The following is a 17,962-nucleotide window of genomic DNA, read 5'->3' on the forward strand; positions in this document are numbered from 1 at the left end:
CAGTTCAGAGCGACGATTTCAATTTTCCTACACTTGTTCGGCGGACGTTGAAGTGGGTCTCCAGGCTGGCCGCTCGACACCGGCGCATCTCGCCGTGTCGATCGTCGGAGGTCCGGAGAAGGGCACAGCACATGGGCGCGATCGTATACGGGACGGGCGAGAACCGGTTCCACCTCGAAGACCGGATGCTGGCTCACGTCAAGACCATCACCCTCATGAAGCTCCGCCGGAACGAGTCGTTCTCGGTGACCCTGCGCGACACCTCGACGGAGCGCGGCCGCGTCACGCTCTGGCTGCACCCGTCGATCCCGCTGCAGTTCAGCTTCGACTCGGACGAGACGTTCGAGATGGACCGCCCCCTGCTCGAGGACCTCATGCACGGCGCCAACGGCGGCGAGGTCACCGTCCGCGCTGACGCGGACGAACTGGCGTAGCCCTCGGGACCGCTCACGGGCGCCGCACGAAACAGGAGGGACTTCGTGCGGCCCCGTGAGCATCCCGGCCGCCGACGGCTCAGTCGGCGATCGTGAAGCGGACCGCGTGCAGCGCATCGGCCCGTGACGAGCCGCCCACCCGCAGCTCGAACTCGCCCGCTTCGACGACCCGTCGTCCCCTCGCGTCGACGATGGAGCAGTCGGCGACGGGCAGTTCGATCGTGACTGTCGCCGTGTCGCCCGGTTGGATCGCGACCTGGCGGAACGTCTTCAGCTCCTGGTCGGCCCAGCTGACCGAGGTGACGAGGTCACTGACGTACACCTGCACCGTCTCGAGGACGGGACGCGAACCGCTGTTGTGCACCTCGACCTCGGCGCGCAGGGTGTCGCCACCTCGGTAGACGGCCTGGTCGAGGTGCGGCTCTCCGTACTCGACGCCCGAGTAGGACAGCCCGTCGCCGAACGCGAACGCGGGCTCCTGGGTGAGGTCGGCGTAGCGGTCACCGTGCTGGCCGCGGATCTGGTTGTAGTAGGTCGGCTGCTGGCCGGCGTGCCGCGCGAAGGAGATGGGCAGGCGACCGGTCGGCTCGATGAGACCGAGCAGGAGTTCCGCGATCGCGCGGCCACCCTGCATGCCGGGGCTCGCCGCCCACACGATCGCGTCGGCGTGCAGCACGGACGGCGGCAGCACGAGCGGCTTCGAAGCGAGCAGGACCACGACGAGCGGCTTGCCGATGGCCACCAGGGCGTCGAGCAGTGCCACCTGTCCGCCGATGAGCTCGAGCGTCGCGGTGGAGCGGCCCTCCCCCACGAGCTCGATGCGGTCGCCCACGACGGCGACGACCACGTCGGCGTCCTCGGCCAGCGCGACGGCTTCCGCGATGAGCGCCTCGTCGGGTCGCGCGGGCGTGACGACCGGCGGACGCGGCTGACCGTCGGGGAAGGTCGCCCCCGCGGGATCGGGCGAGAGCGTGAGGATGTCGGCTCCGAACGCGGTCGTGACCGTGCTCCCGGCGGGTGCGACCGCACGCAGGCCGTCGACCACGGTGGTGATCATCTCGCGCGGCTGGCCGTCGGGCAGCCAACCGGCCTGGCCGGAGTTGCCCGCCCAGTCGCCGAGCTGCATCTGCGCGTCGTCCGCGAGCGGACCCACGACGGCGATGCGCTGCGGCCCGGCCTCCGGCGTCACGATCGCCCTGCCTGCCTCGTCCGCCCGGTATCCGCCGGCGAGCGGCAGCACGCCCTCGTTGCGGAGCAGGACGAGCGAGCGACGCGCGGTCTCGAGGTTGAGTTCGGTGTGCTCCGGCGAGCCGATCACCGCGAGCTGCTCCGCGGCGTCCGGGTGCCGCGGGCGCTCGAACAGGCCGAGCGCGAACTTCAGGGTGAGGATGCGACGGACCGCCCGGTCGAGGTCGGCCTCCTCGAGCAGCCCGCGCTCGAGCGCCTCCAGGGCACCTTCGAAGAAGCCGGGCGTGGTCATCACCATGTCGTTGCCGGCGCGGATCGCGGCAGCCGAGGCGTGCACGTAGTCCGGGCTGACGTGCTGCTCCCACACCATGCGGCCAACGTTGTCCCAGTCGGTGATGAGCGTCCCCTCGTACCCCCACTCACCACGGAGGACGTCGTTGAGCAACCACTCGTTGACCGTGATCGGCACCCCGTCGATCGACTGGTAGCCGAGCATGAAGCTGGCGCAGCCCTCGCGGGCGACCCGCTCGAACGGCGGGAGGAACCATGACCGCAGTTTGCGCGGGGAGATGTCGGCCTCGCTCGCGTCGCGGCCGCCCTGCGTCTCGGAGTAGCCGGCGAAGTGCTTGGCCGTCGCGAGGATGGCGGTCGGGTCGGACAGGCCGTCGCCCTGGTAGCCGCGCACCATCGCGGAGGCCAGCTCACCGATGAGGAAGGGATCCTCGCCGAAGGTCTCACCGACGCGCCCCCAGCGGAGGTCGCGGGCGATGCAGAGTACCGGCGAGAACGTCCAGTGGACACCCGTCGCGGCGACCTCGACGGCCGTGGCCCTGGCGACCCGTTCGAGCAGCTCGGCGTCCCAACTCGCCGCCATGGCCAGCTGCGTCGGGAAGATCGTCGCGCCGAGGTGGAAGGAGTGACCATGGATGCAGTCCTCCCCCACGATCAGCGGGATCCGCAGTCGCGTCCGCCCGACGAGTTCATGGGCGACCGCGAGACGCTCCGGTGACGCGTGCAGGATCGAGCCGACGTGGGTCTCGAGGACGTGCGCCTCGATGTCGTCGCGGGCGTCGAGCTGCATCATCTGCCCGACCTTCTCGCGGACGGTCATCCGCTCGACGAGGTCGTCGACGCGGGCCGCGATCGGCAGCGCGGGGTCGAGGTAGCGGGCGTCCTCGAGGTGGCGGGCGGTGTCGGTCTTCATCGTTCGGTGGCTCCAGCGCGTTCGGTGTGGGTCGTGTCGGTGATCGTGGACGGGCCGGTCGTCTCAGTGCGGACGGCGGTGACGCTCGCCCCGGGCTTGATGCCGCGCTTGCGCAGGGCCCTGGCGCGTTCACCCGCCGAGCGGAGCCTCGGGTTCACGTACTCGTCGATCCCGAAGTTGATGAGCGACAGCGCGACACCGAGCAGGGCGATGCAGACACCGGCGGGCACGTACCACCACCAGAAGTCGGGGAAGGCGCCGTTCTGCTGCGCCCAGAACAGGATGGTGCCCCAGTTGAGGTTCGTGATGGGGATGACGCCGATGAACGCGAGCGTGGTGAGCCCGAGCACTGCAGCGGTGACCGTGCCGACGAAGCTCGAGGCGATGATGGCGGTGAGGTTCGGCAGCATCTCGACGGTGATGATCCGGAAGAGGGACTCCCCGTTCGCCTTCGCCGCCTGGATGAAGTCGCGGTTCCGCAGCGACATCGTCTGCGCGCGGAGCACCCGGCCGCCCCACGCCCACCCGGTGAGCGCCAGGACACCGGCGATGAGGAACAGGCTCGGGTTGTCGTACTGGGACGCCACGATGATCATGAGCGGGAGACCCGGGATGACGAGGAAGACGTTCGTCAGCGCGGACAGCGACTCGCTCGTGAACCCCGAGACGTACCCGGCGGTGACCCCGATGGCGACGGCGATGATCGTCGCGAAGATCCCGGCCAGGAAGCCGACGAGGAGCACGCCCCGGGTGCCGTAGATGAGCTGGCTCAGGACGTCCTCGCCCATGTGCGTGGTGCCCAGCAGGTGCGCGGCCGACGGAGCCTGGCGCAGCGCGGTGAAGTCCTTCTCGAGCGGGCCGTAGGGCGCGATGAGGTCGCCGAAGACCGCGACGAGGACGAAGAACCCGAGGATGCAGAGCCCCGCGATCGACTTGCCGTTGCGGAACATCGCGAACGACGATGCGAACCGGGCGGCGAACGAGCGACCAGCGGGCGTCGGCTTGGGCGCCTCGGCGGTGGCGAGGGCCTCGGTGGTGGGGATGGTCATGTCAGGACTCCATCTGGCGGGTGCGGGGGTCGAGCACCGCGTAGGCGACGTCGGCCAGGATGTTCGCGACGAGGACGGTGAGCGTGATGACGAGGAAGAGCCCCTGCATGAGCGGGTAGTCCTTCGCCGTCGTGGCGTCGAGCAGGAGTTTGCCGACGCCCGGGTAGGAGAAGACCATCTCCATGACGATCGTGCCGCCGACGATGAAGCCGAGCGACAGGGCGAAGCTCGACAGCTGCGGCAGCATCGCGTTGCGTGCCGCGTAGTCGACGAGCACCCTGCGGGTCGGCAGCCCCTTCGCCTGGGCGACGGTCACGTAGTCCTCGTCGAGGACGGTGACCATCATGTTGCGCATGCCGAGGATCCAGCCGCCGAGTGAGGCGAGCACGATCGTCGCCGCCGGGAGGAAGCCGTGCGCGATCACCTGCCCGAAGAAGTCGAGCGAGAACTCGGGCCTCGACCCCTTGCCGTAGGCGTGGGAGGCGGGGAACCAGCCGAGCAGGGTCGAGAACACCGCGATCGCGATGAGGCCCATCCAGAAGTACGGCACCGTCGAGAAGAAGGTGGACAGCGGGACGATGAAGTCCGCCTTGCTGCCACGTCGCCATCCGATGAGGGCGCCGATGGAGGTGCCCAGGACGAACGACAGGATCGTCGCGATCCCGACGAGTCCCACGGTCCAGGGCAGGGCAGCGGCGATCACGTCGGTGACGGGCGCGAGGCCCTTCGAGAAGGACCGTCCGAGGTCGCCCGAGAAGAGCAACCGCCAGTAGTCGAGGTACTGCTCGAGCATCGACTTGTCGGCGTCGAGTCCGAACAGGGTGCGCAGCGAGTCCGCTGCCTCGGGACTGATGCGGCCCTGGTTCTTCGCGATGTACGCCGAGACCGGGTCGCCCTTGAGCATCCGTGGCAGGAAGAAGTTGATCGTGATCGCGGCCCACGCGGTGAACGCGTAGAAGGCGGCGCGACGGAGGAAGAAGGTCATGCGATGGTCTCCGTTCCCGCGAAGTGGCGGTCGGGGTCGGGCGACGCGTTGCGGAGGGCGAGCGTGTAGGGGTGCTGCGGGCGGAGGATCACATCGTCGGCCGGGCCCCGCTCGACCACCTCGCCGTGGTGCAGGACCATGATCTCGTCGCTGAAGTGCCGCGCGGTCGCGAGGTCGTGCGTGATGTAGAGCACGCCGAGTTGCGACTCGCGCTGCAGCTCGGCCAGGAGGTTGAGGACACCCAGCCGGATGGAGACGTCGAGCATCGAGACGGGCTCGTCGGCGATGAGGAGGGACGGACGCGACGCGAGCGCACGGGCGATGGCGACCCGCTGGCGCTGACCGCCGGACAGTTCGTGGGGCCGACGGTCGATCGTGCCGGCCGGATCGAGCTGCACGCGCTCGAGGAGGCGGTGCACCTCGTCCTCCACCTCGGCCTCGGGGACGACGTGGTCGAGGCGCAGCGGTCGCTCCAGGTGGTGGCGGATCGTGTGCGACGGGTTCAGCGAGGCGAACGGGTCTTGGAAGACCATGCGGACCTGCTGACGGTAGCGGCGGAGTGCACGACCACGACGCGGGATCGCCTTGCCGTCGAGCAGGATGTCGCCGCTCGTCGCCCGTTCCAACTGGGTGAGGATCTTCGCGATGGTCGACTTGCCACTGCCGGACTGACCGACGAGGGCGAGCGTCTGGCCGGACCGCAGGGTGAAGCTGACGTCGTCGAGCGCGAGCATGTGGCCGGAACCACGGACCCGGTAGCGCTTCGAGACGTGCGAGAACTCGAGGGTGGTCATGCGGTCACTCCTGCCTGGGTGGCCGACGTGGCGGCACCGGTTCCACGGACGAAGTCGCCGCGCTCGCCGGTGAGGCTCGGGAAGGACGCGAGCAGCTTCCGCGTGTACGGGTCCTTCGCCTGTCGGTAGATGCGTTCCGCCGTGTCGATTTCGACGAGTCGGCCGGCGCGCATGACGGCGATGCGATCGGAGATCTCGAGGAGCAGCGGGAGGTCGTGGGTGATGAAGATGACCGAGAAGCCGAACTCGGTGCGGAGCTCGGAGATCTGTTGGAGGATCTCGCGCTGCACGAGCACGTCGAGCGCGGTGGTCGGCTCGTCCATGATCATCAGCTGCGGTTTCAGGGCGAGCGCCATCGCGATCATGACGCGCTGGCGCATGCCGCCGGAGAGCTCGTGCGGGTAGGACTTCAGGCGGTCGCGGCCGACCCCGACGATGTCGAGCAGCTTGCCCGCCTCCTCGCGACGCTCAGCGCGTGACATGCCTCGGCGGTGCGTGGTGAAGACGTCGTCGAGCTGCCGCCCGATCGAGGTGACCGGGTTGAGGGCGTTCATCGCGCCCTGGAACACCATGGAGGCCTTGTCCCAGCGGAACGCGCGCATCTCCTCCTCGCCCAGCCGGCCGAGGTCGATGTCCTCGCCGGACTCGTCGTGGAACACGGCGCTCCCGCCGGTGATGACCGCCGGTGGTTTGAGCAGCCGTTGCAGGCCGTAGGCGAGGGTGGTCTTGCCGCAGCCGGACTCGCCCGCGAGGCCGAGGATCTCGCCGCGGCGGAGGGTGAGCGAGACGTCGCGCACGGCTTCGACGGGTGGTTCCACGTCGTAGGTGACGCTGAAGGAGGACACCGTCAGCAGGTCGTCGTTGGTCACTGCATGAGTCCGTTCTGTGCTGATGAGGAGGGAGCGGGGCGGGCCGAAGCCCGCCCCGCTGGGTGACGCCGTGTCTACTTCGCGGCCTTGAGCTGCGTCAGGATGTAGACCGCGGTCGGCTGCGTCGGGTCGGCGGGCGCGTAGGGGTCGTCCTCGCTCGGCCATCCGGTGTAGTTCCGCGTGTTGTACGAACCGATGAACGGGCGCGTGCCGATCGGCATGGCCGGGACGTCGGACACGAACAGCTTCTGCACGGTCTCGAGCGCGGCTGCGCGCGTGGCGTCGTCCGTCGCGTTGGCGTAGGCGGCGAGCGCCGCGGTGGCCTCCGGGCTGTCGTACCGACCGAAGTTGAAGTCGGCCGCCTCACCCTCGGCGACGAGCCAGCGGCCGTCCATGATGTCGGAGTACAGGTCGTACGGCGTCGCGCCGGTGTCGGTCCAGTGCAGGATCGCCTGGAAGTCGCCGTCCGACTTCGCCGCCCACCAGGTGTCCTGGTCGGGCGTGTCGACCGTGGCGGTGACGCCCAGCGTCTTGACCGAGTCGGCGATGAGGCTGATGCCGGTCACGTAGTCGTTCCAGCCCTGCGGCACCGACAGCGTGAAGGTGACGGCCTCGCCGGACGGGTCGGTGAGGACGTCGTCCTCCCAGGTGTAGCCGGCGTCGGTGAGGACCTGCTTCGCGGCCTTCGCGTCGACGGTGTAGTCCTCGCCCTCGAACTCGGAGGCGATGAACGCGTCGCCCGCCGGGGTCGGGAGACCGGTCACCGAGCTGAGCTCGGGGACGCCGCCCTCACGGGCGATCTGCTGGTGCTGCTCGCGGTCGATGACGAGGTTCACCGCCTGGCGGAACGCGGGGTCGTTGAACGGCTTCGTCTGCGTGTTCACGAACATCGCGTCGACGGCGAGACCGGCGGCCGCCCAGTAGACGTTGTGTTCCTTGTCCTTGTCGAGGTACGCGGACTGCACGTTCGGGATGAAGGCCTGCGCCCAGTCGGCGTCGCCATTTGCGAGCGCGGTGGTGAGGGCCGTGTTGTCGTTGTACGACACGTAGTAAAGCGTCGGCACGGCCGGCTGCTCACCCCAGTAGTCGTCGCGGGCGGAGAGTTCGACGCTCTCGGTGCTGAAGCTCGTCAGCGTGTACGGACCGGTGCCGACGGGCTCCGGGTTCTCGAAGGTGGCGGGGTCGTCGACGGACTCCCACACGTGCTTTGGGACGATCTGCTTGAGGAGCACCTTGTCCTGCTTCACGAACATGGGGTTCGTGAACGACAGGGTGACGGTGTCGCCCTCGGTCGCGACCGTGGTGAGGCCGAGGGCCGAGTTGTCGAGCTCCGGATGGTCGATGAACTGCTGGAAGGTGAACGCGATGTCGTCGGCGCTGAACGCCTCGCCGTCGTTCCAGGTGACGCCCTCGCGAGCGGTCAGCGCGACGGAGGTGTAGTCGTCGGACCAGGCGATCTCGGAGGCGAGCCACGGCTTCACCTCGGCGCTCGGGTCGACGAGGTTGACGATCGCGAGCGGCTCCAGGATCGCGTTGATGTAGCCGAGCTTCATCGCGGACGAGTCGCCGACGTAGGGGTTGTTGGATTCGGTGGCGATCGAGCCGTCCGGCTTCGCGATCGTCAGGGCGGCGCCGCTCTCGGGTCCGTCGCTCGACCCGCCGCCACCGGTGCATCCGGTGAGCAGCAGGGCTGTGGCCGCGAACGCGGCCAGCAGTGGGGTTCTCAGCTTCATCGCTTTCTCCTCTTGGGTGTGCGCTGCGGCAGTGCGGCGCAAGTCGGGATTCGGTGATAACTTACTGACCATTCAGTAAGTTGGCAAGCGCGGTAGTGTCGGGCGCATCGAGGCCCCCGCGGAACGGACACCATGAGCACGGTGAAACGACAGAACACGGTGAAACGACCGGCCCAGCCACGCCCGGCGACCGTGGCGAGGCGAGCCGAGGTCGTCCGCTCGGCGCTCGACGTCTTCGGCGCCAAGGGGTACGCGAACGGAACCCTCATCGACATCGCCGAGCTCGTCGACATGACGCCGGCGGGCATCCTGCACCACTTCGGGTCGAAGGACCAGCTCCTCCTCGAGGTGCTCAGCTACCGCGACGCGACGGACGTCCAGGACCTCGACGACCAGCACATCCCCGGCGGTATCGACCTGTTCAAGCACCTGATCCGCACCGCCGCCGCGAACGCGCAGCGTGCCGGGATCGTGCAGGCGTTCGTCGTCCTGTCGGCGGAGTCGGTGACCGAGGACCACCCGGCCAGGCACTACTTCGACGACCGCTACCGGACCCTCCGGCGTGAGATCGCGGAGGCGTTCGAAGTGGTGTGCGCCGAGCGGGGCGTGGATGCGCCCGAGACGATCCACCGTGCGGCGGCGTCGATCCTGGCGGTCATGGACGGCCTGCAGGTGCAGTGGCTCATCGACCCTGCGGACGTCGACCTCGCCGAGACCAGCGAGTACGCGATCCGGGTCATCGTCGAGTCGGTGCTCGGGTCGGGCGCGCTGGACGACTGAGTCGCCCGAATCGGTCCGTTTTCCGGCCGTTTTCGAGCGCTTCCGGGCAACTGAGTGGGCCGAGCAGGATTCGAGAAGCGCCGTGGGGCTCGCAGGGCTACCGTGAGAGGCGGACCACAGCCCCGGACGGAAGGACGTCGACATGGCCGAGAAGCAGTCGAGCACGAAGAGCGGATTCAGCGCCGAGGAACGCGCGGCGATGAAGGAGCGCGCCAAGGAGCTGAAGGCGGCCGCGAGTCGCGAGGAGGCACTGCAGGCCGTCGTCGACGCGATCGCGGACATGGAGGACGCCGACCGCGCGATCGCCGAGCCGTTGCACGAGCTGATCATGGGCGGCGACTCCGGCCTCGCGGCCAAGACCTGGTACGGCATGCCCGCCTACGTCGGTGCCGACGGCAAGGCGGTCGTGTTCTTCCAGGCGGCGGCGAAGTTCAAAGCGCGCTACGCGACCATCGGGTTCAACGACTCCGCGAAGCTCGACGACGGCGACCTGTGGCCGACCGCGTTCGGGGTCACCGCCTGGAACGACGCCGTCGCGAAGCGTGTCGCAGACCTGCTCGCCCGGGCGGTCTGACCCTTCCGGCCGCTCGTCGAGCGCCCTACTCCGGTCCCTGACCCTGCAGAAGGCCCCGCGGACCCGCGAATCGGGCGCCCTTGCCCCGGCCCCTAAGCCTGTCGAAGGGCCCACGAAGAACCTCCCGCTCCGGTGATCCTGTCCCGGTCCCTGAGCCTGTCGAAGGGCCCACGAGGGACCTCCTGCTCAGGTGATCTTCTCCCGGTCCCTGAGCCTGTCGAAGGGCACACGAGGGACCCTCCCGCTCCGGTGATCCCGTCCCGGTCCCTGAGCCTGTCGAAGGGCCCACGGAAGACTCCCCTAATCCGGGTGCCCTTCCTCCGGCCCCTGACCCAGTCGAAGGGCCCACGACCTCGACAATCCGGCGGACCCCTTCCGGCCCCTGAGCCTGTCGAAGGGCCCACGGAAGACTCCCCTAATCCGGGTGCCCTTCCTCCGGCCCCTGACCCAGTCGAAGGGCCCACGACCTCGACAATCCGGCGGACCCCTTCCAGCCCCTGAGCCTGTCGAAGGGCACACGAGGAACCCAGGAATCCGGCGCCCTTCCACCGGTCCCTGACCCTGTCGAAGGGCCCACGGAATACCCCGCCAATCCGGCCAACCTCCCCCGGTCCCTAAGCTTGTCGAAGGGTCCACGAGCACCTTCCACAACTATGCCAACTCAGCATCTGGAATGTCAGTGGTCCATGGTGGACTTGTTCCATGACCGAGACCACCGCCTCCGCAGTTCGAGCTGGTGACGAGTACGCCGCGCAGTTGGCGGAGTTCTCGGATGCCTTCGCGGACATCCACCGCCGCCGCGCGGCTCTGGACGCCGAGGAGGCCCGGCTCCTCGCCCGCTCTGCCGCCTACGCGGACGCCTTCGCCGACGCCACGGTCCCGGCGATCTTCCCGCCGGCCGAGCGCCTTGCGCTCTCCCGCCGCTCCACCTGCGCGGCCCTCGCCATGGCGACCCGAACGCCTGAGCAGACGGTCCAGCGGGCGACGAACGACGCGGAACGCCTCGTCAATGAAGCCCCAGCAGTGCTCGAGTCGCTCGAGGCCGGGCGCATCTCGGCCCGGCACGCGCAGACGATCATCGACCAACTCAGTGACGTGCCGATCGCTGGGCGGGCAGCGTTCCTCGCGGAAGTCCTGCCGGTCGCCGAGCAGACGACCAACGCGAACCTCCGCAAGCGCGCCCGCAAGCTCCGCGAGCGACTCCACCCCGAGTCCATCACCGCACGCGCCCGGCGGTCGGAGGCCGACCGCCGGGTCGAGTTCGAGCCCGCAGCCGATGGCATGGCGTGGGTGCACCTCTTCACCACCGCCCCGATCGCCCAGGGGCTCGTCGAGCGGGTCGAAGCAGCGGCGGCGAAGTCGCGAGCAGCAGGAGATACGCGCACCTGCGCACAACTGCAGGCCGACGCCCTAGCGGCGCTCGCGCTCACCGGCGTCACCCCGGAAGACGTCATGTCGAGCCCGGTCCTCCCGCACCCCATCGAGGTGCAGGAGCACATCAAACCGACCGTGCAGATCACCGTCCCGGCGCTCACCATGGCCGGCGTCTCCGACGCACCCGGCATGCTCGACGGCTACGGTCCGATCAACCCCGAGACCGCCGCCCGTATCGCGGTGAACGCCCCCAGCTTCACCCGGATCCTCGTCCAACCGGAGACGGGTGCGGTGCTCTCCGTCGGACGCAGCCAGTACCGGGTCCCGGCCGACCTGCAACGCGCGGTCCGCCTGCGAGACGGCACCTGCCGGGCACCGGGCTGCGGCAGGCGAGCACGGGCCTGCGACCTCGACCACTCGGTCGCCTGGGAGGACGGCGGGACGACGGATGTCGGTAACCTCGCGTGTCTGTGTCGACATCATCACCGGATGAAGCATCTGCCCGGATGGAACCTCGACCACGGACCCGGCGGCGTCCTCGACTGGACGACACCCGACGGGAAGCAGTATCGGACCGAACCCGATCCCGCGCCGTTCTGAGCGTGTCCACGTGTCGAAGGGTTCCTCGTGGGCACTTCGACAAGCTCAGTGACCGGGACCGGTGTGCCCGGAACGATGGGGCGTGCTCGTGGGCACTTCGACAGGCTCAGTGACCGGCAGAAGTGTGCCCGAACCGTTTCGGTCCCTGAGCTTGTCGAAGGGCGGCCGAGCCGCGCCACCTCGGTCAACCGAAGAGGTTCACCCGGATGAACCCGGTCCCTGAGCCTGTCGAAGGGTTCTTCGTGCGCACTTCGACAAGCTCAGTGACCGGGCTGGACTGTGCTCGGATGCATTTCGGTCCCTGAGCCTGTCGAAGGGCAGCCGAGCCCAGGCACCTCGGTCAACGGGGAAGGTGCACGCGGGTGACTTCCAGCTTCTTCCTCACCGCCCAGGCAGAGCCAGCCCGGTCGGTCGCCCTGACACCGCGAGCAAGAGGTCGAGCGCCGATCCGCGGACCTCATCGCCCGCGCCCCAGCTCGTCCCGGCGTCCTCGGCGACGAGCCGAACCCCCTGGGCGCGTTCCTTTCCACCGCCCATCGAGACGCCGGTCCGGAGCTGGTACTCCAACGCCACCAGGACCGCGGCTATCGGGTAGTCCGCGCTGATGCCGAGCGGCCGACGGACGTCCTCGCCGTGCACGATGGCCTCGACGAGCCTGGTCGCGAGGTTCGCCGGCGGGGTGCGCCTCAGCTCGGTGGCGTCCGCCAGGGCGCGGAGCGTCTCCTGCGGATCGTTCCGCCGCTCCCGCTCGACCCCGCGTTCATTGTCGAGGTCGAAATCGAACCGCGCGGCGATGAGTCGTCGGGCGAATCCCAGCCGCGTCGTCTTCGCCGAATCGACGAGATGGGCGACGACGTCATGCACATCCCATCCGGTGCAGAGCGACGGCCTCCCCCACTGCTCGTCGCTCAGCACCGACAGGTCCGCGACGAGCCGCCGACGCTCCTCGTGGACGACCGGCCACACGGTCCCCGGTGACACCCTCATCCGCGCCGGTCCCCCATCATCAGCGGTAGTGCTGCTCGCCCCGGGCGGCCTTCTCGACCACGTCCGCGATGCGCGCGGCTCTGATCGCGGGCGTCTTGATGTTGCTCAGGCGGAAGAAGACGCGGAAGCGGTCGGTGCGACCGAGGGTCGCGAAGTAGGCCGCCGCCTCGGGGTTCGCTTCGAGCGCCGCCTGCAGATCATCCGGTGCGACGGCGTCCTTCTGCCGGTACGCCACGTCCCACCGCCCGTCGGCCTTGGCGCGTTCGATCTCCGCGAGCCCACCGGGACGCATCCGCCCCTCCTCGATGAGGCGGGCGACGTGCTCCCGGTTGATCTGCGACCACGGGCTGCTCTTCCGCCGCGGGGTGAACGCCTGCAGCGTGTAGTCGTCGTCGAACCGTTTGCTCTGTCCGTCGATCCATCCGTAGCAGAGGGCGACGTCCAGTGCCTCCGACCAGGTGATCCCCGACGCCTTCGAGGTCTTCTTCCGCAGCTTCAACCGCACGCCTGCGTCGCTCGGCGCGCCAGCGAGGTAGGCCTCCCACTCATCGAGCGTGAGGTCCAGGATCGGTTTCTCCTCGAAGCTCGCCACGTGAGCGAGCGTAGCGCGCACAGGCGACGCAGCCCAGACCCTGGTGCCGTCCGGGCCCCGGTGCCGACCGGACCGCCACCCACGACTGGATAGGGTCGGAGCATGCTGATGAACGACGAGACGCTGTCGCGCGCCGCCGACACCCTGCGAGCCTGGGCCCTCGACGAGGACCTCAAAGCGCGAGTCCTCGCCCAACCGGAGGCCGCCGCCGTCGCCAAGCGGGCCGCCCTGCGATACATCGCCGGCGAGGACGCGGCCTCCGCCTTGCGGCTCCTCGAAGCGAACGCCGATCGTGGGCATCGCTGGAGCATCGAGCTCGTCGGCGAGTCCGTCCGCGACGCACGTGTCGCCGACGAACAGACCGCGGAGTTCATCGACCTTGCCCGCCGGATCAGCGAATCCGACCAGACCGCGACGATCTCGCTCGACCTCTCCCACATCGGTTCCGTCGTCTCGCCCGAGCTCGGCCTGCGCAACGGCCTGGCGCTCGCACAGGCGGCCCGGGACGCCGGGACCTCGCTCATGATCTCCGCCGAGGGTTCCGACCGCACGGACCTCGTGTTGTCGATCTTCGAGCAGATCGCCGACCCGTTCCCGGAGACCGGCATCACCCTGCAGGCGAGACTGCACCGCACCCCCGCGGACCTCGACCGCGTGCTGGACCGACCCGGGCCGATCCGTGTCGTCAAGGGCGCCTTCCTCGAATCGACCGAGGTGGCCTACCCCCGCGACTCGGCGCCGATGACCGCCGCCTACATCAGCATGGTCACGCGACTCGTTGGGTCGGGTCACCGGGTCAACATCGCCACCCACGACGCGAACCTCGTCGCCGCACTCGAGGGCGCGCTCGGCGACGACCTCCGCCAGCCGCACGTGGAGTTCGAGATGCTCCAGGGACTCGGCACCGAACTGCTCGACGACCTCCACCGCCGCGGGTTCGCGACGCGCGAATACCTCGTCTACGGACCCGAGTGGTGGCTCTACGTCCTCAACCGGATCGCCGAGCACCCCGAGCGGGTCATCGAGGCGATCGCGGACATCGGCCCGATCGCGCTCCTCGCCTGATCAGCCCAGCGGGTCGGACTCCAGGCGGTGGAAGTTGCGGTTCTGGTAGACGAGCGCCGGCGCGTCCGTGCCGGGCGGGATGACCTCCAGCACCTCGGCGATGACGAGCATCGAGCTGCCGGCCGGGACCGTCTGCACGATCCGGCAGCGCAGCGCCGCACGGGCGCTCGGCAGGTAGGGCTCGCCGGTCGCGAGTCGCTCCCAGTGCTGTTCCGGAGTGAAGCGCGGCTCCCCCGTCTTGGCGAACGCCTTCGCGACCTCCAGGTGGTGGTCGGCCAGGAGGTGGACGACGACCGTCCCCGCACTCAACAGTCCGCCCGCGGACCCCGTCGCCCGCGTGACCGAGAACGACAGCATCGGCGGGTCGACGGCCACCGACGCGACCGATGACGCCGTCAGCCCGACGTCTCCCCGATCGGTCGAGGCACTGATCAGCGCGACGCCCGCCGGGTGGTCACGGAACGCCGTCTTGAACCCGTCGACGGTCGCTGCGCGGGCGAGGGCATCGGGATCAGCGGACGGCGTGGTGGGAATGGTCATGCTTCAACCGTAGAACCTCAATCGGTCTTGAGGTCAACTCAAGGAGCAGCGATCTCCGGCTACTCGAACATCTCCGCGAGGAGCTCGTGCGGGTCGCCGTCGACGCGGTGCTTCGAGCGACCCTCGGGCCAGAACGTGACCCCGTCGTCATCCCAGCACGGGACGACGTGGAGATGGAGGTGGGGGACGCTCTGCCCGGCGTCGGCACCGGACGCACTCAGCACGACGACGCCGGTCGCACCGAGCGCCGCCCGCATCGCGCGTCCCACCCGCTGAGCGAGTGCCGTCGTCGCTTGCAGGGCTCGCGGATCGGCGTCGAGCAGGCCGACGCTGTGCGCCCGCGGCAGCACGAGGGTGTGGCCGGGCGCGAGCTCCGACTCGGGCAACGGCCGGAAGGCGACCGCCTCGTCCTCGCGCTCCACCCAGGTGATGTCGTCGGGCTCGTCACGCAGGATGCGGCAGAAGGTGCAGGTGTCGGGCATCGTCCCATTCTCGGGGCTCACCGCGGGCACGTCGATCACCTCAGGACACGCGGTCGCGCGCACCCCGGATCAGGCGCGGGCCGACGATCCACACCAGCCCGATGACGACGACCACGGCCCCACCCGCCCACAGCCCGACCGCAGGCGATGCGACGAAGTCGAAGACGAACAGGACGATCCCCGCGAACAGCAGCGACGCCGCCCCGAGACACACCATGAGGATCCTGCTGGACAGCCGCACCAGCTGTGGTTTCTCCAGTCGTCCGAAGACGAGCCGGTGCATGATGACCGGCGCGAGCGCCAGGAGCGTCACCGTCACGGCCAGGACCACGAGGACGAGGTACAGCACGTGGTCGAATCCGCTGAGCTCGGTGAACCGTGGCTGGAACGGCAGTGTCAGCAGGAAACCCGCGAGGATCTGCGTGCCCGTCTGCAGGACGCGGAACTCCTGCAGCAGCTCCGACCAGTTGCGGTCGGATCGCTCGTTCAGCGTCTCGTCGCGACCGTCCCCGGGCAGGGCGTCGGCCGGATCACTCGCGGCGGGCATGACCGGACACCGTCAGCGGGCGAGCTTGCGCGCCACCGCGACCACCGGCACGGCGACGACGAGGACCGACGCCGCCCGCGCGAACAACGATCGCTTCGGGAACTCGGCGCGCTTCCGATCTTCGGCCGTCGGCTCGGCCGCCTCGACCAGGTGGGTGCCGCCGGCGCCGCCCTCGGCGAGGTGGGCGAGTCGGCGCAGCGTCTCGATGTTGCGGATGTGCAGCCCGATGTCGAGGAGCCAGACCGGGATCAGCGCACCAGGGCCTGTGACGGCGTGCTCATGCAGGTGGACGATGCACCCGCGCTCGTGCGGCTCCACCTCGACCGCGACGCGGGCCTCACCGAGCGGCCACCCCTTCGGCTGGATGACGAACCGGTGCGGAGCATCCCACTGGAGCACGGTCGTCTCGTCGTTCAGCACCGCCGGCCAGACACCGAAAGAGTGGTGCAGCTTCCCGCCCACGTGTGGCCACCGGTCACCGACGTCGCGCATGCGGGACGCGCCGACCACCCACGCCGGGAAAAGCCAGCCGTCGGCGAGGACGGCGAAGACACGGTCGGGCGGGCAGTCGAGGATCCGAGTGGTGTGGGACACGGTGGTGTTCCTTTCGCTGGAGCAGGGACGAGGTCAGGAGGTCGGACGCGGTCGGTCGGGCGCGAGCGACGGCATGCGGTCGCGGCCGAAGACCGAGCGGAGGGCGCTGCGGGCGGCGTGCCAGCCGGCGAGACCGTGGACGCCAGGGCCGGGCGGAGTCGACGAGGAGCAGAGGAAGATCCCCGGTGTCGGTGTCCGCCACGGGTCGTTCGAGAGCACGGGACGCGCGACGAGCTGCGCGAAGCTCGCAGCGCCGGCCGCGATGTCGCCGAGCACGTAGTTCGGGTTGTACCGCGCCATGTCGCGGGCGGTCATCGACGCCGACGTCAGGATCACGTCGCGGAACCCGGGGGCGAAGCGCTCGATCTGCCGGGTGATCGCCTCGGTCTGATCGAGACCGGACCCGCTCGGCACGTGCGTGTACGCCCAGAGGACCTGAGCGTCACCAGGAGCGCGACCAGGATCGCCGACGTCGGGCTGCGAGACGAGGACGTAGGGCGACTCGCTGTGCCGACCGCGGGCGACGTCGCGCTCGGCCGCGGCGATCTCCGGGCGGGTGCCGCCGAGGTGGAGCGTGCCGGCCCGGGCCAGTTCCGGGTTCGTCCACGGGACGGGGCCCGAGAGCGCGAAGTCGACCTTGGCCACGCCGTCGCCGTAGCGGAACCGGGAGAGACGACGGAGGTACGCGTCGGGCAGTCGGCTGCCCGCGATCTCGGCGAGCGCCTTCGGCGTCGTGTCGAACAGGACGGCGCGGGCGGACGGCAGTTCGTCGATGGAGCGCACCTCGGTTCCGATGACGATCTCACCGCCGTGGGCCAGCAGGTCGGCCGCGAGCGCATCGACGATCGCCTGGCTGCCGCCGACGGGGATGGGCCAACCGCGGGCGTGCGCATACGCACCGAGCGACAGGGCGGCGGCCGAGGTGGACAGGCTCGGCATCGGCCGGATGGAGTGGGCGGCGACACCGCTGAGCATGGCCGGAGCGGTCTCCTCGCGGAACCGGAGGTTCCAGGCGGGACTGCCCTGCTCGAGTGCGCGGAGGCCGAAGCGCGCGACCGTGACCGGGTGGCGCGGCACCTGCAGGAGCTTGCCGCCGGTGAACTGCGAGACGCGGTCGGCGTCGGCGGCCAGCGGTCCCATGAGCGAGCGCCAGGCGTCGCCGTCGCGTCCGAGGGCGTCGGCGGTGCGGTCGATGTCTCGGTAGGCGATCCCGGCCCGTCCACCGTCGAGCGGGTGGGCGTAGGAGATCTCCGGTACGACGAGGTCGATGCGGCGCTCGAGGCCGAAGGACCGGAAGAACCCGGAGGCGAGCGCCATCGGGTGGACCGCGGAGCAGATGTCGTGGTGGAAGCCGGGCAACGTCAGCTCGGCGGTCCTGGCACCACCACCGATCGTGTCGCCCCGCTCGACCACCTGCACGTGCAGGCCGGCCCTGGCGAGGGTCACCGCGGCAGCGAGCCCGTTGGGACCCGCGCCGACGACCACAGCGTCGAACTGCTCGCGCCGCGCCATCGTGCTCAGCGCCGCTTCGCCGCGCCGGCCACCAGGGCGACACCCGCTGCGAGGGTGCC

Annotated in this window: 18 protein-coding genes; 5 read left to right on the plus strand and 13 right to left on the minus strand. The window is 69.7% G+C overall.

Features of this window, described 5'->3' with window-relative positions:
* Positions 1-131 precede the first annotated feature (131 nt).
* Entirely contained in the window at positions 132-434 is a 303-nt protein-coding gene (locus IFT89_RS07575) for a DUF7882 family protein (protein ID WP_085512050.1), read from the plus strand.
* Between the two features lie 79 nt (positions 435-513).
* Here the strand turns inward: IFT89_RS07575 and IFT89_RS07580 are convergent, their stop codons facing one another.
* The 6 genes from IFT89_RS07580 to IFT89_RS07605 form a co-directional block, all read right to left on the minus strand.
* Positions 514-2,826: an exo-beta-d-1,3/1,6-glucosidase gene (locus IFT89_RS07580; RefSeq protein ID WP_202938647.1), complete on the minus strand. Its 2,313-nt coding sequence runs from the start codon at positions 2,824-2,826 to the stop codon at positions 514-516.
* The gene (locus IFT89_RS07585; RefSeq protein ID WP_079704857.1) at positions 2,823-3,875 is read right to left on the minus strand and encodes an ABC transporter permease; all 1,053 of its coding nucleotides are present in this window, start codon (positions 3,873-3,875) and stop codon (positions 2,823-2,825) included. The genes IFT89_RS07580 and IFT89_RS07585 overlap by 4 nt, the downstream gene beginning before the upstream one ends.
* Before the next feature lies 1 nt (position 3,876).
* Entirely contained in the window at positions 3,877-4,860 is a 984-nt protein-coding gene (locus IFT89_RS07590; protein ID WP_079704856.1) for an ABC transporter permease, read from the minus strand.
* Positions 4,857-5,654, minus strand: coding sequence for an ABC transporter ATP-binding protein (locus IFT89_RS07595; RefSeq protein ID WP_056009243.1), 798 nt, complete (start codon positions 5,652-5,654; stop codon positions 4,857-4,859). The genes IFT89_RS07590 and IFT89_RS07595 overlap by 4 nt, the downstream gene beginning before the upstream one ends.
* Positions 5,651-6,523 (minus strand): ABC transporter ATP-binding protein, encoded by an 873-nt coding sequence (locus tag IFT89_RS07600; RefSeq protein ID WP_307783473.1) that lies wholly within the window; start codon positions 6,521-6,523, stop codon positions 5,651-5,653. Before IFT89_RS07600 ends, IFT89_RS07595 begins: the two co-directional genes overlap by 4 nt.
* A 74-nt stretch (positions 6,524-6,597) precedes the next feature.
* Positions 6,598-8,256, minus strand: coding sequence for an ABC transporter substrate-binding protein (locus IFT89_RS07605; protein ID WP_079704853.1), 1,659 nt, complete (start codon positions 8,254-8,256; stop codon positions 6,598-6,600).
* A 132-nt stretch (positions 8,257-8,388) separates the two neighbouring features.
* Between IFT89_RS07605 and IFT89_RS07610 the strand changes: the two genes are divergently transcribed.
* The 3 genes from IFT89_RS07610 (at position 8,389) to IFT89_RS07620 (ending at position 11,584) form a co-directional block, all read left to right on the plus strand.
* Positions 8,389-9,036, plus strand: a complete 648-nt coding sequence (locus IFT89_RS07610; protein WP_192019232.1) for a TetR/AcrR family transcriptional regulator — start codon at positions 8,389-8,391, stop codon at positions 9,034-9,036.
* Between the two features lie 142 nt (positions 9,037-9,178).
* Positions 9,179-9,610: a hypothetical protein gene (locus tag IFT89_RS07615; protein WP_071261750.1), complete on the plus strand. Its 432-nt coding sequence runs from the start codon at positions 9,179-9,181 to the stop codon at positions 9,608-9,610.
* 702 nt (positions 9,611-10,312) lie between these two features.
* Positions 10,313-11,584: an HNH endonuclease signature motif containing protein gene (locus tag IFT89_RS07620; protein WP_202938649.1), complete on the plus strand. Its 1,272-nt coding sequence runs from the start codon at positions 10,313-10,315 to the stop codon at positions 11,582-11,584.
* Between the two features lie 381 nt (positions 11,585-11,965).
* On the opposite strand, the gene IFT89_RS07625 is transcribed toward IFT89_RS07620, so the two are convergent.
* Entirely contained in the window at positions 11,966-12,571 is a 606-nt protein-coding gene (locus tag IFT89_RS07625) for a maleylpyruvate isomerase family mycothiol-dependent enzyme (protein WP_202938650.1), read from the minus strand.
* Positions 12,572-12,590: 19 nt separating this feature from the next.
* Entirely contained in the window at positions 12,591-13,163 is a 573-nt protein-coding gene (locus IFT89_RS07630; RefSeq protein ID WP_124768489.1) for a YdeI/OmpD-associated family protein, read from the minus strand.
* A 102-nt stretch (positions 13,164-13,265) separates the two neighbouring features.
* Here IFT89_RS07630 and IFT89_RS07635 point away from each other — a divergent pair, with 102 nt between their 5' ends.
* Positions 13,266-14,228, plus strand: a complete 963-nt coding sequence (locus tag IFT89_RS07635) for a proline dehydrogenase family protein (protein ID WP_202938651.1) — start codon at positions 13,266-13,268, stop codon at positions 14,226-14,228.
* On the opposite strand, the gene IFT89_RS07640 is transcribed toward IFT89_RS07635, so the two are convergent.
* From IFT89_RS07640 to IFT89_RS07660, 5 genes are read right to left on the minus strand one after another with little or no spacing between them, the layout of a single operon-like run.
* On the minus strand, positions 14,229-14,768 hold the full coding sequence (locus tag IFT89_RS07640) for a flavin reductase family protein (protein ID WP_082916284.1): 540 nt from the start codon (positions 14,766-14,768) through the stop codon (positions 14,229-14,231).
* 59 nt (positions 14,769-14,827) lie between these two features.
* Positions 14,828-15,250, minus strand: coding sequence for an HIT family protein (locus IFT89_RS07645; RefSeq protein WP_202938652.1), 423 nt, complete (start codon positions 15,248-15,250; stop codon positions 14,828-14,830).
* A 40-nt stretch (positions 15,251-15,290) separates the two neighbouring features.
* Positions 15,291-15,797 carry a DUF6328 family protein gene (locus IFT89_RS07650; protein WP_086472945.1) on the minus strand — a complete coding sequence of 169 codons (507 nt, stop codon included), beginning with the start codon at positions 15,795-15,797 and terminating at the stop codon, positions 15,291-15,293.
* 12 nt (positions 15,798-15,809) lie between these two features.
* Complete coding sequence (locus IFT89_RS07655; protein ID WP_124768485.1) at positions 15,810-16,391, minus strand: SRPBCC family protein; 582 nt, start codon at positions 16,389-16,391, stop codon at positions 15,810-15,812.
* A 33-nt stretch (positions 16,392-16,424) separates the two neighbouring features.
* A complete protein-coding gene (locus tag IFT89_RS07660; protein WP_202938656.1) occupies positions 16,425-17,903 on the minus strand; it encodes a phytoene desaturase family protein in 1,479 nt (492 codons plus the stop codon).
* Positions 17,904-17,962: the final 59 nt, after the last annotated feature.

The organism is Plantibacter sp. CFBP 13570, assembly GCF_014841395.1.
Classification (GTDB): Bacteria; Actinomycetota; Actinomycetes; order Actinomycetales; family Microbacteriaceae; genus Plantibacter; species Plantibacter auratus.

Bases quoted from the DNA above. Each gene is read 5' to 3' on its own strand.
- IFT89_RS07575 (WP_085512050.1), top strand. From the start codon at position 132: ATGGGCGCGATCGTATACGGGACGGGCGAGAACCGGTTCCACCTCGAA.
- IFT89_RS07580 (WP_202938647.1), bottom strand. From the start codon at position 2,826: ATGAAGACCGACACCGCCCGCCACCTCGAGGACGCCCGCTACCTCGAC.
- IFT89_RS07585 (WP_079704857.1), bottom strand. From the start codon at position 3,875: ATGACCATCCCCACCACCGAGGCCCTCGCCACCGCCGAGGCGCCCAAG.
- IFT89_RS07590 (WP_079704856.1), bottom strand. From the start codon at position 4,860: ATGACCTTCTTCCTCCGTCGCGCCGCCTTCTACGCGTTCACCGCGTGG.
- IFT89_RS07595 (WP_056009243.1), bottom strand. From the start codon at position 5,654: ATGACCACCCTCGAGTTCTCGCACGTCTCGAAGCGCTACCGGGTCCGT.
- IFT89_RS07605 (WP_079704853.1), bottom strand. From the start codon at position 8,256: ATGAAGCTGAGAACCCCACTGCTGGCCGCGTTCGCGGCCACAGCCCTG.
- IFT89_RS07610 (WP_192019232.1), top strand. From the start codon at position 8,389: ATGAGCACGGTGAAACGACAGAACACGGTGAAACGACCGGCCCAGCCA.
- IFT89_RS07615 (WP_071261750.1), top strand. From the start codon at position 9,179: ATGGCCGAGAAGCAGTCGAGCACGAAGAGCGGATTCAGCGCCGAGGAA.
- IFT89_RS07620 (WP_202938649.1), top strand. From the start codon at position 10,313: ATGACCGAGACCACCGCCTCCGCAGTTCGAGCTGGTGACGAGTACGCC.
- IFT89_RS07625 (WP_202938650.1), bottom strand. From the start codon at position 12,571: ATGAGGGTGTCACCGGGGACCGTGTGGCCGGTCGTCCACGAGGAGCGT.
- IFT89_RS07635 (WP_202938651.1), top strand. From the start codon at position 13,266: ATGCTGATGAACGACGAGACGCTGTCGCGCGCCGCCGACACCCTGCGA.
- IFT89_RS07640 (WP_082916284.1), bottom strand. From the start codon at position 14,768: ATGACCATTCCCACCACGCCGTCCGCTGATCCCGATGCCCTCGCCCGC.
- IFT89_RS07645 (WP_202938652.1), bottom strand. From the start codon at position 15,250: ATGCCCGACACCTGCACCTTCTGCCGCATCCTGCGTGACGAGCCCGAC.
- IFT89_RS07650 (WP_086472945.1), bottom strand. From the start codon at position 15,797: ATGCCCGCCGCGAGTGATCCGGCCGACGCCCTGCCCGGGGACGGTCGC.
- IFT89_RS07660 (WP_202938656.1), bottom strand. From the start codon at position 17,903: ATGGCGCGGCGCGAGCAGTTCGACGCTGTGGTCGTCGGCGCGGGTCCC.